Source organism: Shewanella sp. DNRA4 (assembly GCF_012843185.1).
GTDB classification, from domain to species: Bacteria; Pseudomonadota; Gammaproteobacteria; order Enterobacterales; family Shewanellaceae; genus Shewanella; species Shewanella xiamenensis.
The window spans coordinates 57,733-71,448 of the sequence record NZ_JABAIP010000020.1 but is presented as its reverse complement, the minus strand read 5'-3'; the positions used below and the strand labels follow the sequence as shown (position 1 = coordinate 71,448).

15 protein-coding genes are annotated in these 13,716 nt (G+C 47.8%); 7 read left to right on the top strand and 8 right to left on the bottom strand.

Annotated elements, in window-relative coordinates:
* The first annotated feature begins 442 nt into the window (after window positions 1-442).
* On the top strand, window positions 443-991 hold the full coding sequence (locus HG547_RS19045; protein WP_169548732.1) for a gamma carbonic anhydrase family protein: 549 nt from the start codon (window positions 443-445) through the stop codon (window positions 989-991).
* A 54-nt stretch (window positions 992-1,045) separates the two neighbouring features.
* On the opposite strand, the gene HG547_RS19040 is transcribed toward HG547_RS19045, so the two are convergent.
* Together HG547_RS19040 and aroE are read right to left on the bottom strand one after the other, a co-directional pair.
* On the bottom strand, window positions 1,046-1,321 hold the full coding sequence (locus HG547_RS19040) for a DUF1488 domain-containing protein (protein ID WP_037413524.1): 276 nt from the start codon (window positions 1,319-1,321) through the stop codon (window positions 1,046-1,048).
* A 20-nt stretch (window positions 1,322-1,341) separates the two neighbouring features.
* Window positions 1,342-2,220, bottom strand: coding sequence for a shikimate dehydrogenase (aroE, locus tag HG547_RS19035; protein ID WP_169548731.1), 879 nt, complete (start codon window positions 2,218-2,220; stop codon window positions 1,342-1,344).
* Between the two features lie 171 nt (window positions 2,221-2,391).
* Here aroE and HG547_RS19030 point away from each other — a divergent pair, with 171 nt between their 5' ends.
* Window positions 2,392-2,829 (top strand): group II truncated hemoglobin, encoded by a 438-nt coding sequence (locus HG547_RS19030; protein ID WP_169548730.1) that lies wholly within the window; start codon window positions 2,392-2,394, stop codon window positions 2,827-2,829.
* A gap of 35 nt (window positions 2,830-2,864) precedes the next feature.
* On the opposite strand, the gene hemF is transcribed toward HG547_RS19030, so the two are convergent.
* The 6 genes from hemF to HG547_RS19000 form a co-directional block, all read right to left on the bottom strand.
* Complete coding sequence (hemF, locus tag HG547_RS19025; RefSeq protein ID WP_169548729.1) at window positions 2,865-3,773, bottom strand: oxygen-dependent coproporphyrinogen oxidase; 909 nt, start codon at window positions 3,771-3,773, stop codon at window positions 2,865-2,867.
* A gap of 28 nt (window positions 3,774-3,801) precedes the next feature.
* Window positions 3,802-4,368 carry an L-threonylcarbamoyladenylate synthase gene (locus tag HG547_RS19020; RefSeq protein WP_037413519.1) on the bottom strand — a complete coding sequence of 189 codons (567 nt, stop codon included), beginning with the start codon at window positions 4,366-4,368 and terminating at the stop codon, window positions 3,802-3,804.
* Window positions 4,369-4,499: 131 nt separating this feature from the next.
* Window positions 4,500-5,063, bottom strand: coding sequence for a topoisomerase DNA-binding C4 zinc finger domain-containing protein (locus tag HG547_RS19015; protein ID WP_144346146.1), 564 nt, complete (start codon window positions 5,061-5,063; stop codon window positions 4,500-4,502).
* A gap of 123 nt (window positions 5,064-5,186) precedes the next feature.
* Window positions 5,187-5,663 (bottom strand): DUF494 family protein, encoded by a 477-nt coding sequence (locus HG547_RS19010; RefSeq protein WP_011070451.1) that lies wholly within the window; start codon window positions 5,661-5,663, stop codon window positions 5,187-5,189.
* A 2-nt stretch (window positions 5,664-5,665) separates the two neighbouring features.
* On the bottom strand, window positions 5,666-6,682 hold the full coding sequence (gene dprA, locus HG547_RS19005) for a DNA-processing protein DprA (protein ID WP_055647938.1): 1,017 nt from the start codon (window positions 6,680-6,682) through the stop codon (window positions 5,666-5,668).
* An 83-nt stretch (window positions 6,683-6,765) separates the two neighbouring features.
* Entirely contained in the window at window positions 6,766-7,908 is a 1,143-nt protein-coding gene (locus HG547_RS19000; protein ID WP_169548728.1) for a LysM domain-containing protein, read from the bottom strand.
* A gap of 125 nt (window positions 7,909-8,033) precedes the next feature.
* Between HG547_RS19000 and def the strand changes: the two genes are divergently transcribed.
* The 5 genes from def to HG547_RS18975 are packed head-to-tail and all read left to right on the top strand — an operon-like array spanning window position 8,034 to window position 13,680.
* On the top strand, window positions 8,034-8,540 hold the full coding sequence (gene def / locus HG547_RS18995; protein ID WP_169548727.1) for a peptide deformylase: 507 nt from the start codon (window positions 8,034-8,036) through the stop codon (window positions 8,538-8,540).
* Window positions 8,541-8,555: 15 nt separating this feature from the next.
* Window positions 8,556-9,512 carry a methionyl-tRNA formyltransferase gene (gene fmt, locus HG547_RS18990; protein WP_169548726.1) on the top strand — a complete coding sequence of 319 codons (957 nt, stop codon included), beginning with the start codon at window positions 8,556-8,558 and terminating at the stop codon, window positions 9,510-9,512.
* A 2-nt stretch (window positions 9,513-9,514) separates the two neighbouring features.
* On the top strand, window positions 9,515-10,801 hold the full coding sequence (gene rsmB, locus HG547_RS18985) for a 16S rRNA (cytosine(967)-C(5))-methyltransferase RsmB (RefSeq protein ID WP_037429389.1): 1,287 nt from the start codon (window positions 9,515-9,517) through the stop codon (window positions 10,799-10,801).
* A 15-nt stretch (window positions 10,802-10,816) separates the two neighbouring features.
* Window positions 10,817-12,226: a Trk system potassium transporter TrkA gene (trkA, locus tag HG547_RS18980; RefSeq protein ID WP_037429374.1), complete on the top strand. Its 1,410-nt coding sequence runs from the start codon at window positions 10,817-10,819 to the stop codon at window positions 12,224-12,226.
* An 11-nt stretch (window positions 12,227-12,237) separates the two neighbouring features.
* The gene (locus tag HG547_RS18975) at window positions 12,238-13,680 is read left to right on the top strand and encodes a TrkH family potassium uptake protein (RefSeq protein ID WP_169548725.1); all 1,443 of its coding nucleotides are present in this window, start codon (window positions 12,238-12,240) and stop codon (window positions 13,678-13,680) included.
* The last annotated feature ends 36 nt before the right edge of the window (window positions 13,681-13,716 follow it).

Genomic DNA, 13,716 nt, shown 5'->3' with positions numbered 1-13,716 from the left:
ATTTAATTCTTTGATTACTCGCCAAACGGCAGAGTAATTTCGATTAACTCAACACCTGTGAGTGTCCACACAGATTTCTTGTTTAGATTGTTAAAGAGCATCTCAGCCTCACAAGAGGACTTTAGCACCACACTGGGCGATGACCGCTTCAGTTGGCTAGGGCTGCGTATTCTACGCATTTCCCTTGTCGCGTCAAGGCGTTTTTGCAAACTTCTTGAGGCTTTCGAATCAACTGCACAATTTGCATTCGATTCGCACTGTCACCGCGTTAGCTTTCGCTGTCTGCCGTGTCAGTGGATGCGCATTATAGGCAGCGAAACTTTTTGTGCAACCCCTAATTTTAAGATAATTGGCATTTTTGCACTGTTCGTTGGATATTTGACCTGACCTGTCAGTTTTTAACCTTTATAATGCTAAAAACCACTCAATTAGGGACTTTTTTATGTCTGGGCCACTCAGAACTTACCAAGGAATTCATCCACAACTCGGCGATAATGTGTATGTGGACCAAGCTTCAGTACTCGTTGGTGACATTGCTTTAGATACCGACGCGAGCATTTGGCCTATGGTGGCCGCTCGTGGGGATGTCAATCATATTCGAATTGGTAAACGCTCCAATGTACAGGATGGCAGCATATTGCACGTGACCCGCAAATCCGCTTCTCGTCCTGAAGGCCATCCACTGATCATTGGTGATGATGTGACGATTGGGCATAAGGCGATGCTGCATGGCTGCAAGGTGGGCAATCGTGTTTTAGTAGGAATGGGGGCCATTATCCTCGACGGTGCCATATTAGAAGATGATGTGATTTTAGGTGCGGGGTCGTTAGTACCACCAGGTAAAGTGCTGCAGAGCGGCTACTTATATGTCGGCAGCCCTGCGAAACAGGCGCGACCGTTAACCGAAGCGGAATTGAAGTTTTTACCCGAATCCGCAGATAACTATGTGCGCTTGAAAAACGAATACTTGGCAGAACCTAAGCCAGAGTAATGTATCTATTAAATTGGATGGCAGTGTTTAAGCTGCCATCTTGTTTATTTTGGCTTAGCCTAAGTGCACTGCGCCAAACTCATCAAACTCTTCGGCTTCAATTAAGGCTTCTGCCATTTCCTCTGCATCGAATCTAACTGCATCAAATAGCGCTAACATGGCCGCCGCTTCATCGATATTAGGCTGGGGCGAAAAGTCATTTAACTGCGCCAACTTCTGTGCGCTGATATAACACTTAATATTCATTCCCTGCTGCTGGGCAATAAAGCAAATGTGCTTTTGGGTTTCATCCCAATGTTGCAGATCGGGGAATAAAATACTCTGATTCATTTTATCTTCCTCTTGAGCCTCTATTGCGCGTCGGCCTGTAGTTTGTCCCTGAGCAATTTAAGCACTCCTGAGGTATCTGGCTCGACGCCACGCCAGAGCGCAAAACTCTTTGCCGCCTGACCGACAAGCATACCCAGTCCATCAATCACTTGCGCAGCGCCCTGTTGCACAGCCCATTGATTAAATGCCGTTGGTTTTGCGCCATACATCATATCGTAGCAAGCCGTTTTGTTGCCGATGATGGACTGTGGTAGTGGCGGTAGCTCTCCCGCTAGACTCGCCGAGGTCGAGTTAATCACTAAATCGAACTCCCCCGACAACTCTGGCATCGGCATCGACTGGAGTGTATCGCGGTAACGCCCTTGTTGTACTTGGCTAAAAATCTCTACTAAGGCCTGCGCCTTACTTTGAGTGCGGTTAGTGATGACTAGTTGACCAACTTCTGCCTTAAGTAATGGCAAAATACAGCCGCGCGCTGCACCGCCTGCACCAACCAAGAGCACCCGTTTATGCTGCAAACTACCAAGGTGACTGATAAGGTCGGCCACCAATCCTAAACCGTCGGTGTTATCACCATAAATTGTGCCATCGGCCAACAAACTTAAGGTATTGACCGCCCCCGCCAGTGTCGCTTCGGCGCTTAAGCGGTCGCAGAGGGTAAAGGCTTGCTCTTTAAAAGGCACTGTCACATTCGCGCCCTTTCCTCCCGCCTGAAAAAATGCTCGTAAGCTCGCTTCAAAACCATCAATGGGCGCCAGAATCGCTTCATAACACAGGGACTGCTGCGTAAGGGCCGCAAACTGTCCATGGATAAAAGGAGATTTACTGTGACCTATCGGATTGCCAAACACGGCATATCGATCAAGTACTGGCGTAGTTACTGAGGGCATATCTGTCATCTGCGGGATTCTATTGGCTGTGAATGGCATGCAGTCTAGCGTGCTTTTAGGCGGTAGCACAGCCTAATGGCGAGCCTAAGTTGTTGTACCTGACTTTAGCCTCCTGTTTCGCAGTAGCATTCAGGCTATAATGCGCGCATCGATATTGTAGACAGCAATGCAGTTAGACCTATGAACTGGCTTAAAAAGATTTTTAGTAAACACGCAAGCGTGTCGGATGACAGGGATCCGAATCAGTCTAATGCCTATGATTTAATTGGTGGCGACAAAGTGATCCGCGCGATCGCCAATAGTTTCTATCAGAAAATGGCAAGCTCAGCAGAAACACAAGCCTTATTCGCGATTCACCGTGCGCCGATTGCAGAGTCGGAACAAAAGCTCTATGAATTCTTAAGTGGCTGGCTCGGCGGCCCGCAGTTGTATCAGCAAAAGTATGGTCATCCCGCATTACGCGCTCGGCATATGCCCTTCGCAGTAGATGAGACAATGCGGGATCAATGGCTATTTTGTATGAAGTTTGCCATTGAAAAACATATAAAAAAGCCAGAGCATCGCGCCGCTATCTATGAGGCGATTTCAACTCTGGCTGATCATATGCGTAATCAATAAAGTGCAATGACGCTACTCATACTGATACCCGTTGCTTATACCCAATCCCGTGGCTTGAGGTAGTTATCGTAAAGATCTGCCTCTGGAGTGCCCGCCTCTGGCGTATAAGCATATTGCCAACGTACCAATGGCGGCATTGACATCAAAATAGACTCTGTGCGGCCACCGGTTTGCAGGCCGAACAAGGTGCCTCTGTCGTATACCAGATTGAACTCAACATAACGGCCGCGACGATATAACTGGAACTCACGCTCACGCTCACCATAGGGAGTCTCTTTACGACGCTCAACAATCGGCGCATATGCAGTTAAGAAGCCGTTGCCCACCGCCTGCATAAAATCGAAACTCTTATCGAAGCCTGCTTGGTTCAAGTCATCAAAGAACAGACCGCCCACGCCGCGGGTTTCATTACGATGTGGCAGGAAGAAATACTCATCACACCACGCCTTATACTTAGGATAAACATCGTCACCAAAAGGCTGGCACAGATTTTTAGCACTTTGATGCCACTCACGCACATCTTCCTCAAAAGGATAGTAAGGCGTTAAATCGAAACCACCACCAAACCACCAGACAGGATCCGCGCCGTCTTTATGGGCAATAAAGAAACGCACATTAGCATGGGTGGTTGGAATGTAAGGATTTCTTGGGTGAATCACTAAGGAGACACCCATGGCCTCAAAGCTGCGACCAGCCAGTTCAGGGCGATGAGCCGTTGCCGATGCGGGCATCGCAGCCCCTGTCACATGGGAAAAGTTAACCCCGGCTTGCTCAAATACCGCACCTTGGGTTAAGACCCGACTGGTGCCGCCACCGCCTTCAGCGCGCGTCCATGAATCGGCTGCAAAGCTTGCTTGCCCATCCAACTGCTCAAGACCCGCACAAATTCGATGTTGTAGATCGAGTAAAAATGCTTTTACCACTGTCGCATCTGGCACACTCATAGCTTTTATCCTTATTTTTATTAATTAGTTACTGTCCGTTGCGCAAAATCTTGCCACTTCGAGCATCAACAATGGTGGACGGCTGACGCTGTTGGCCTAATTGGCCTAGCACTAAGGCATCTATTTTGCCTTCAAAAGCGTTGAGAATGTCATCATCACTAAGTGCGGGATCTTCACCTGCTAAGTTGGCACTGGTTGAGACGAGTGGTTTACCCAAGGCTTGGCACAAAGCCCGCACACCTTCATGGGCGGAGACGCGCACGGCGATAGAATCAAATTCACCGGATAAATAACGCGAGACATGCGGTTTAATCGGCATCACAAAGGTAAAAGGCCCTGGCCATTTAGAAAAGGCAAACTCAAGCTGCTCGGCGCTCAACTGTGATTCATCGACATAGTCTAATAACTGGGAAAACTCGCTCGCCACTAAGATAAGGCCCTTCTGCCAAGGACGTTGTTTTACGGCGAGTAATTTTTGAATGGCAGTATCATTATCTGGGTCACAGCCTAAACCATAGACGGCTTCAGTGGGATAAGCGATAACGCCACCGTTTAACACTACGTCTTTAATGTCAGAGGGGTGCAGCTGTAACATCTTAGGATTACCTTATGGATTTAATCGTTTTTCCAAACAAATTTTGGCATCTTGGCTACCCCATCCATGGTTGGACAGGGATTATACCTAAGGCGGTTTAAGCGGCCAAACTTTTAGAGAGATCGATCACACTAAAGCGCTCGTTTGTATTTACAGCTTTTTTGCGGGCATTCTAAACGCATTCCCGCCGCACCTTTACGCTCGACTAAAATCCCAAAGCCACAACTCGGGCAGCTTTCGCCAACGGGTGGATAATTGACGATAAACTTACATTTGGGATACGCGCTACAGGCATAAAAACTCTTACCAAAACGGCTGGTGCGATGCTCAAGTTTACCCGTCTTACATTCAGGACAGGCCACCTCAGGTTTGTCGCTCTCCTGATCAGGTCTTTCAATATGAGTACAACTGGGATATTGGGTACAGCCGATAAAAATGCCAAAACGCCCCGATTTAACCGCCAACTCATGGCCGCATGCGGGACATTTAGAACCTTCAATCACTTGGGTTTCAATCGATTCGTGCTGCACTAAAGGACGAGTATATTCACAGGTTGGGTAATTATTACAGCCAATAAAACTCCCATGCTTACTGTGTTTTACCGACAACTCGCTGCCACACTCGGGGCATAACTCGTATTCTTTTTCCAGTGCATGCTCATGGGCACTAAATAGTTGTTCATCGATCTTAGACATAATCATTTACCACTAGTCATTGCGGCTAATCCGCAGATAACTCACCGCACAGGTCTCAACAAACATATGGCATCAAAAAAGGAGGGCTAGCCTCCTTTCTCATTATTTATCACGTCGCAACACTTAAGAATGTAGCCGGCCTTCTTCAGGCTGCTCAAAAATTAAATCTTCCATTTGCTCATAGGCAGACTCATGGCCGGGCGCATTAAACAGCACCATCAGAATAACCCACTTAAGATCTTCGAGGATCAAGGCAGGCTCATCAAGCTCCATGACTCTATCGATCACCATCTCACGGGTTTCGACATTAAGCACTTTAACTTGCTCTAAAAATAGCAGGAATCCACGGCACTCCACATCCAGCTTTTCCATTTCGTCTTTGGTGTAAATCCGAAACGAATGCTGATCATGATTACACAGGTAAGGCTTATCCCCTTCCTGTAACTCTGCCAGACGCTCCAACCAAGTTAAGGCTTTTAAAATCTCCGACTGATGAAAACCAGCGCGAGTGAGTTCCTTGGTTAACTCGTCTTCATCAACTAATAGTTCGACTTCACTGTGAACATAGTTTTCAAATAGATACATGAGGATATCAAACATGGCTAGCTCCTCTTTACTCTGACGTAACCACCGGGTACTGCAACAACCCAACCTTGCAACTCAAGTTCAAGCATTTGTTCTAACACCAGATCTATCGTTTTCCCACTATGTTCAACTACAGCATCAATTGTTGTAGTTTCATAACCTACACTAGCTAACAGCGATGAAAATGGCAAATCACAAATCTCACCTTGCTGTATATGGTGGCTGGAGTAGAGTTCTTCAAGATGAAAGGCTGTCAAACTTGCCAGCTCTTCCACTATATCGGCCGCGCTTTCCACAAGTTTTGCCCCATCACGTAATAAATCGTGACAGCCTTGGTGAAATCCTCCTAGGATGGAGCCAGGCACGGCAAACACCTCACGCCCTTGCTCCATAGCCAACCTTGCGGTGATGAGTGAACCACTTTTGCGACAGGCTTCAACCACCAGCGTCCCTAAAGAAAGACCGCTAATGATGCGATTTCGTTTCGGGAAATTGCCCGCAAAAGGCCCTACATCTGGCCAAAACTCGCTTATTATACAGCCTTGGCGCTGAATATCCTCATAAAGCTGCTTATGTCGGCGCGGATAAGTAATATCAATCCCAGTTCCCAGCACGGCAAGCGTTCTTCCACCATGATCAACACAAGCTTTATGCGCCGCACCATCAATCCCCATCGCCATGCCGCTACAGATACTAAATCCAAGCGCCGACATCTCTCGAGCCAATTGATAAGCCACCTGTAACCCACCAGGAGATGCATTACGGCTGCCCACAACAGCAAGAGATGGAATCGCTAGCGCCTCGACGCAGCCCTTAACAAACAAAACGCAGGGTGGATCAGTTAATTGTTTTAGCAACGGAGGATAAAGCGGATCGGAAAAACAGACTAAATGATGATGTGCCGCCTGTTGTTGCCACTCTAAAGCAGCATCGACTTTTTGATAGTCAATAACCAAGCTGTGGAGCTGATTGTCAGACAAAGGGAGCGAGTGTTTCTCATGCTCGAGCCTTTGCCTGAGGTCGTCCACATCCATGTGCGTTAATAATTGTTGTGTCCGAGCGGGTCCGAGCCCAGATACCGCACTAACAATTAACCAATCAACCAAGTTTTCAGAGATTATTGACCTCTAAAGGCTAAGGAATCTGGGGCGATTAATTTATCATCGACCCGCACAGAACGCTCCGTCGATACAATCAATCCTAAACTTGCTTTATCAAACACTTTGAATACTAATAACTTACCATTGTAAACATCAGGCATTTTGAGTGCCCTGTCAGATGAAAGTGACGCAACCACATTGTCATAGGCTGTCCGTTCCATCGAGGGCACAGGTTGGCCATCGTTATTAATCACGATTTCTTCGCCATCGCGATAAATGGAGAATACCTCGCCAGGCTGAATACCGTCCTGCGTACCTTTATCAAGATAGACAACATTGAGTTTACCGGCTTCGCGCATTTTCGACTCGATGGCCAATATGGTCGCTGGCGTCTTAAGTTCTGCGGGTTTTGGCGTAAAGTAAGCTGACATTAACGCTTCATCCTCCATCGGCAACACCCTAAAGCCCGCTTTGGTTTCACGGAAATTGCTCAGAATTTTTACCTTAGACACTTTGCCAGACTCAATGACTTGGCCCGTGGATGCCAGAATCGCTTCCTGTCCTAGCGCCTCGCCCGTTTCTTTATTAAAGAATTCTCGGCCACGCTCATAGACTCCTAACTTTTGATGCAAAGGTAATTCGCTATTGATATAAATCACATCACCAACAATATGATGGCGCGACGGGCTTTCACCGCCGAGTACCATAGGTTGCATGCCTAGCCAGCTAGCATCAACCACTCGGTTTTGAACGAGATAGTTTTGGATTAATGCCAAATCAACCGCAGGAACCGCATTGCTCTTGGCAATTACGCGCCCCTCTGGAGTTTTGCGAATATGGGGTTTTGCTTCACTGGCTCCAATACTCGCACTCGCGCCATTAAGCACTAATCTGGGTTGACCATCGATAAAGACTAAGGTGAGTTGATCACCGGGATAAATTAAATGAGGATTGGCTATTTGAGGGTTAACATCCCATAAACGTGGCCACTTCCACGGATCATTTAGAAAGGTTGCAGAAATATCCCACAGGGTATCGCCCTTCTTTACCACATATGACTCTGGATACCCTGCTTTCAACGTGAGAGTGTCAGCGTAAACCAATGTGCAATGAAAGGTCATTAACGCAAGTAAAATTAGCCGTTTCATGGTGCGGTCCATGTTGTTTAGCTCTTAAATCGAGCTTTTACTGTTATTGATAGGCACTAAAGATTAAAATTAACCCATTAGCCTCAGTCAGTATAACCAACTGATTGAGATTTGACAGACTTGTTAAGAGTTTAAGTATGGCACTATTAAAAGTTTTACGCTTTCCCGATGAAAGATTGCGAACTCAAGCACAACCTATCACAGAGTTTACTGCTGAGTTGCAAACTCAAATCGATGATATGTTCGAAACCATGTACCAAGAAAAAGGGATTGGTTTGGCCGCAACCCAGGTTGATTATCATAAACAACTGATCGTCATTGATTTACAAGACGAGGTTGAACGTCCTAAAGTCTTTATCAATCCCGAGATTATTGCCAGTAGCGGTGATTTCTGTAACGAAGAAGGTTGTCTGTCAGTCCCTGGTATCTATGCCAAGGTTGACCGCGCCGAATTTGTTACCGTTAAAGCTCTGGATAGACACGGTAATGAATTCACCGTTGAAGCCGATGACCTATTTGCGATTTGCATTCAGCATGAAATGGATCACCTGAAAGGTAAGTTATTTGTCGACTACCTGTCGCCATTGAAGCGCCAACGGATCAAACAGAAACTTGAAAAAGCGGCCAAACAAGACGCCAAATAAGCATTAGGATCAGATTTGAAACCACTCAATATCATCTTCGCCGGAACACCGGATTTTGCCGCTCGCCATTTACAGGCGCTGATTAACTCACACCACAACGTAATTGCTGTTTACACACAGCCGGATAGACCCGCAGGGCGCGGTAAAAAACTCACCGCCAGCCCAGTGAAAGAGCTCGCGCTCGCCCACAATATTCCCGTTTATCAACCCGGTTCGCTACGCAAAGAACCCGCGCAGCAACAACTGGCCGCCCTTAATGCCGATATTATGGTGGTGGTTGCCTACGGTTTGATCCTGCCTAAAGTCGTGCTTGATACGCCGCGTTTAGGCTGTATCAATGTTCACGGTTCAATTCTGCCTCGTTGGCGCGGTGCGGCGCCGATTCAACGCGCATTGTGGGCAGGTGATAAAGAAACCGGCGTGACGATTATGCAGATGGATATCGGCCTAGATACGGGTGATATGCTGCTAAAAACCTACTTGCCAATTGAAGATGACGATACTTCGGCAAGTCTTTACGAGAAGTTAGCCCAGCAAGGACCCGATGCGCTACTGCAAGCTCTCGAGGGTTTAGCCAACGGCACCTTAGCCGCTGAAAAACAAGATGAAGCCTTAGCTAACTACGCAGAAAAACTCAGTAAAGAAGAGGCGAGGTTAGATTGGACTAAATCAGCAACCCAATTATGGCAAGAAGTCCGCGCCTTCAATCCTTGGCCTGTGAGCTACTTTGAGCACCAAGGCAATACTATCAAGGTGTGGCAGACCCAAGTCAGCACCACCAGCAGCAATGCCGCACCCGGCACTATTATCAGCGCCAGTAAAAAAGGCATTGAAGTCGCCACCGGCGATGGTGTGTTAACCCTGCTCAGCATGCAATTACCCGGTAAGAAACCCCTCAGCGTTGCAGATATTCTCAATGCCCGCGGCGAGTGGTTTACCCCAAATACTCGTCTCAATAACGAGGCGCAATAATGATGAACTTGCGAGCACTGGCGGCCAAAGCCATCTTCGACGTATTAGAAAAAGGCGTGTCACTTTCAGTTGCCCTGCCAGAACAGCAAAGGCATCTTGCTAGTGGTAAAGATAAAGCCCTGCTCGCCGAGCTCTGCTACGGCGTAATGCGTACTTTGCCACAAATAGAAAAACGCGTTGCCGAATGTTTGGCTAATCCGCTCAAAGGTAAGCAAAGGATCATCCACCAGCTATTGATTGTTGGCTGTTACCAGCTTTACTTCACCCGCATACCAAGCCATGCTGCCATATCCGAAACCGCAGAGGCCTGCCGTCAGTTAAAGTTTGAGGGAATGGTAAAAGTCGTCAATGGCGTGCTGCGTAATATTCAGCGCCAATTAACACCGCTTAGCACAGAGTCGGAGACCTTAAGCTACAACACGCCGGGCTGGTTAATTAAGCGCTTAAAAGCCGCTTATCCCGATCATTGGCAAGAGATAATCCAGCAAAGCCATGAACGTCCACCCATGTGGTTACGTAACAATCGCCTCTCCCAAAGCCGCGATGAATATCTTGCCGCCCTCAGTGAGCTTGAGATAGAAGCCAGTGCTGGCCTGAGTGATGATGCAATCCTGCTTGCCCATCCCAAGGATGTGGCGACATTACCACGCTTCCACGAAGGTGCGGCATCAGTGCAAGATGGCGCTGCCCAATGGGCAGCGACCCTGCTGGCTCCGCAAGCGAATGAACTGGTTCTCGACGCCTGTGCGGCACCGGGTGGTAAGAGTTGCCATTTACTCGAACTTGAACCTAGCATCAAGCTGGTCGCCGTCGATTTCGATGCCAAACGTCTCGAGCGCGTGCAACAGAACCTTGACCGTTTATCATTAAAAGCGGAAGTTATTCATGGCGATGCGGCCAATATCGACTCATGGTGGCAGGGTGAACAATTTGATCGTATCTTACTCGACGCACCTTGCTCAGCGACGGGCGTTATCCGCCGCCATCCCGATATCAAATGGTTACGCAAAAACCATGACATCGAAGAACTGGCAGAGCTGCAAAGACAAATTCTCGATCACTGCTGGAAGTGGCTCAAGCCCGGTGGCACACTCCTGTATGCAACTTGCTCTATTTTGCCGCAGGAAAATCGAGACCAAATTAGTGCATTTTTAGCCAGAACCGCAGATGCTAAGCTAGACACACTTGCCCAGCAGGCTTCAAGCCAAGATATAGGTTGGCAAATCACGCCGGGACAACACAACATGGATGGGTTTTATTACGCCCGTTTATTGAAAGCGACCCATTAGGAAGTAAGCAAGGCCATGAAAATTATCATATTAGGTGCGGGTCAAGTTGGGGGAACCTTGGCCGAAAATTTGGTGGGTGAAAACAACGATATCACCATCGTCGATAGCGACAAATCCAGATTACGCGCCCTGCAGGATAAATATGACCTTCGCGTCGTGGCGGGCCATGGTGCCCACCCCGATGTGCTCAAAGAGGCTGGCGCCGAAGATGCCGACATGCTGATTGCTGTGACCAACAGCGATGAATGCAACATGGTTGCCTGCCAAATGGCCTACAGCCTATTTGGTACACCGACTAAAATCGCCCGTATTCGCTCCGAACCTTATCTAGCGATGCGCGATAAATTATTTATCGACAGTGAGACCAAAAATAGCGATGGGCGTCCTCGCGGCGGTTTTGTAATCGATGAACTTATCGCACCCGAACAGTTAGTGACCGCTTACATTCAACGTTTGGTTGAGTATCCCGGTGCGCTGCAAGTGCTCGAATTTGCCGAAGGGCGCTTAAGTTTAGTTGCGGTTCGCGCCTATTACGGCGGCCCTTTAGTCGGTAATGCCTTGGCCGCGCTTCGCGAGCATATGCCAAATATTGATACCCGGGTGGCGGCGATTTTCCGCCAAGGTCGCCCTATCATGCCCCGCGGTACGACTATTATCGAAGCCGATGACGAAGTATTTTTCGTGGCCGACAGTCGCCATATCCGCGCGGTGATGAGTGAGATGCAGAAGCTGGATAACTCCTACCGCAATATCATGATTGCCGGCGGTGGTAACATCGGTTTAGGCCTGGCTAAACGCCTCGAGCGCACCCATTCAGTCAAATTGATTGAACACAAGTTCGAACGCGCAGAGTCTCTATCCGAACAACTTGAAAACACCACAGTATTTTGTGGTGACGCCTCAGATCAAGAGCTGCTACTCGAAGAACATATCGACCAAACCGATGTGTTTATTGCCGTCACCAACGATGATGAAGCCAATATCATGTCCGCCCTGCTAGCCAAGCGCATGGGGGCAAAAAAGGTGATGGTGCTGATCCAGCGCGAAGCATATGTGGATATTGTGCAAGAAGCTAATATCGATATCGCGATTTCACCCCAGCAGGCAACGATTTCAGCCTTACTGACCCATATCCGCCAAGGCGATATCTGTAACGTGTATTCCTTACGTCGAGGCGCCGCCGAAGCCATCGAAGCCATTGCCCACGGTGACTCCAGCACCTCTAAAGTTGTTGGCAAGGCCATTGGCGATATCAAGCTGCCGCCGGGAACCACTATTGGCGCAATTGTGCGGAATGAGGAAGTGTTGATGGCTCATGATAAAACAGTGATTGAGCAAGGGGATCACGTGATTTTGTTTTTGGTAAACAAAAAATTTATCGGCGAAGTCGAAAAGCTGTTCCAACCTAGCGCCTTCTTCTTTTAAGTCATCATCCTATGCTGAACTTTAGACCGTTATTGTTTATTTTAGGGCTGTTTTTATCGATGTTAACAGCCTTTATGTTAGCGCCCTTACTTCTTGCCGCATTCAACGGCGAGGAGACCGTAGGCTCTTTCATGTTATCGGCTTTAGTCACAGGGATTTGCGCCAGCCTGTGTTTGCATAACGGCCAAAGTAAGGCCATAAACCTCAATATTCGAGATATGTTTCTGCTCACCAGCCTAACTTGGCTGATCGTGAGTCTGTTTGCGGCTATGCCTTTTACGCTTTACCACGGTATAGGTTATACAGATGCCTTCTTCGAGACCATGTCCGGTATTACCACCACAGGTTCAACCGTGCTCTCAGGGTTAGATACGATGGATCACAGTATCTTAATCTGGCGCTCGTTATTGCAATGGCTCGGTGGCATAGGCTTTATCGTGATGGCGGTTGCGATTCTGCCCTTCTTAAACGTTGGTGGTATGCGGCTGTTCCGCACTGAGTCATCGGATTGGAGTGACAAGGCCGTTCCTCGTACCCAAAGCATGGCTAAGCATTTATTCTTTATCTATATTTTACTGACTATTATCTGCTGTATTGCCTACCATGTTGCTGGCATGACATGGTTCCAAGCCATCAACCACTCAATGACAACTCTCTCGACCGGTGGTTACTCGACTTCTGATAGCTCGATGGCGGCGTTTTCCAATTCTGCCCATTGGGTTGGTGTTATCTTTATGGCAGCAGGTGGTTTGCCACTACTGATGTTTGTGCAGATGATCCACCAGCGCGATTTAAGCGTTTGGAATGATGCCCAAGTCAAAGGCTTCTTATTTTTTCTGACCTTTGTTTCTTGCTTTATTGGTGTTTGGTTATGGCAAACCCGCGATATCGACTTGATTGATGCATTACGATTATCCAGCTTTAACGTCGTATCTGTTGTGACCACAACGGGCTATGGTTTAACAGATTATGGCGCTTGGGGTGCCTTTGCTAATATTGCCTTCCTGTTCTTAATGTTTGTGGGTAGCTGTTCTGGCTCGACGTCTGGCGGGATCAAAATATTCCGTTTTCAAATTGCGGGCGCGATTATGCGCGAACAATTAAAACAGCAATTGCATCCCAATGGCATTTTTAGGGAACGCTATAACAACCGCCTGATCACTGAAGATATTGTGCGCTCGCTGATTACCTTTGTGCTGTTATATATGTTCGTAATTGTGGGGTTATCTGTGATTCTGGTACTAACGGGTCTAGACCCCATAACCAGCTTTACTGGTGCAATTACCGCCGTGTCCAACGTGGGGCCTGGGCTTGGGCCGATTATTGGTCCTGTCGGTAACTTCTCGACACTGCCAGATCTGGCTAAGTGGGCGCTTGCATTAGGTATGTTGCTAGGACGCTTAGAGATTTTAACTGTGGCCGTACTATTCCATCCCAGTTTTTGGAAATACTAATCGTATCAGCCATCAGCTAAAAATGCGCTCACAGAG

Bases quoted from the DNA above. Each gene is read 5' to 3' on its own strand.
- HG547_RS19045 (WP_169548732.1), top strand. From the start codon at position 443: ATGTCTGGGCCACTCAGAACTTACCAAGGAATTCATCCACAACTCGGC.
- HG547_RS19040 (WP_037413524.1), bottom strand. From the start codon at position 1,321: ATGAATCAGAGTATTTTATTCCCCGATCTGCAACATTGGGATGAAACC.
- aroE (WP_169548731.1), bottom strand. From the start codon at position 2,220: ATGACAGATATGCCCTCAGTAACTACGCCAGTACTTGATCGATATGCC.
- HG547_RS19030 (WP_169548730.1), top strand. From the start codon at position 2,392: ATGAACTGGCTTAAAAAGATTTTTAGTAAACACGCAAGCGTGTCGGAT.
- hemF (WP_169548729.1), bottom strand. From the start codon at position 3,773: ATGAGTGTGCCAGATGCGACAGTGGTAAAAGCATTTTTACTCGATCTA.
- HG547_RS19020 (WP_037413519.1), bottom strand. From the start codon at position 4,368: ATGTTACAGCTGCACCCCTCTGACATTAAAGACGTAGTGTTAAACGGT.
- HG547_RS19015 (WP_144346146.1), bottom strand. From the start codon at position 5,063: ATGTCTAAGATCGATGAACAACTATTTAGTGCCCATGAGCATGCACTG.
- HG547_RS19010 (WP_011070451.1), bottom strand. From the start codon at position 5,663: ATGTTTGATATCCTCATGTATCTATTTGAAAACTATGTTCACAGTGAA.
- dprA (WP_055647938.1), bottom strand. From the start codon at position 6,682: ATGGATGTGGACGACCTCAGGCAAAGGCTCGAGCATGAGAAACACTCG.
- HG547_RS19000 (WP_169548728.1), bottom strand. From the start codon at position 7,908: ATGGACCGCACCATGAAACGGCTAATTTTACTTGCGTTAATGACCTTT.
- def (WP_169548727.1), top strand. From the start codon at position 8,034: ATGGCACTATTAAAAGTTTTACGCTTTCCCGATGAAAGATTGCGAACT.
- rsmB (WP_037429389.1), top strand. From the start codon at position 9,515: ATGAACTTGCGAGCACTGGCGGCCAAAGCCATCTTCGACGTATTAGAA.
- trkA (WP_037429374.1), top strand. From the start codon at position 10,817: ATGAAAATTATCATATTAGGTGCGGGTCAAGTTGGGGGAACCTTGGCC.
- HG547_RS18975 (WP_169548725.1), top strand. From the start codon at position 12,238: ATGCTGAACTTTAGACCGTTATTGTTTATTTTAGGGCTGTTTTTATCG.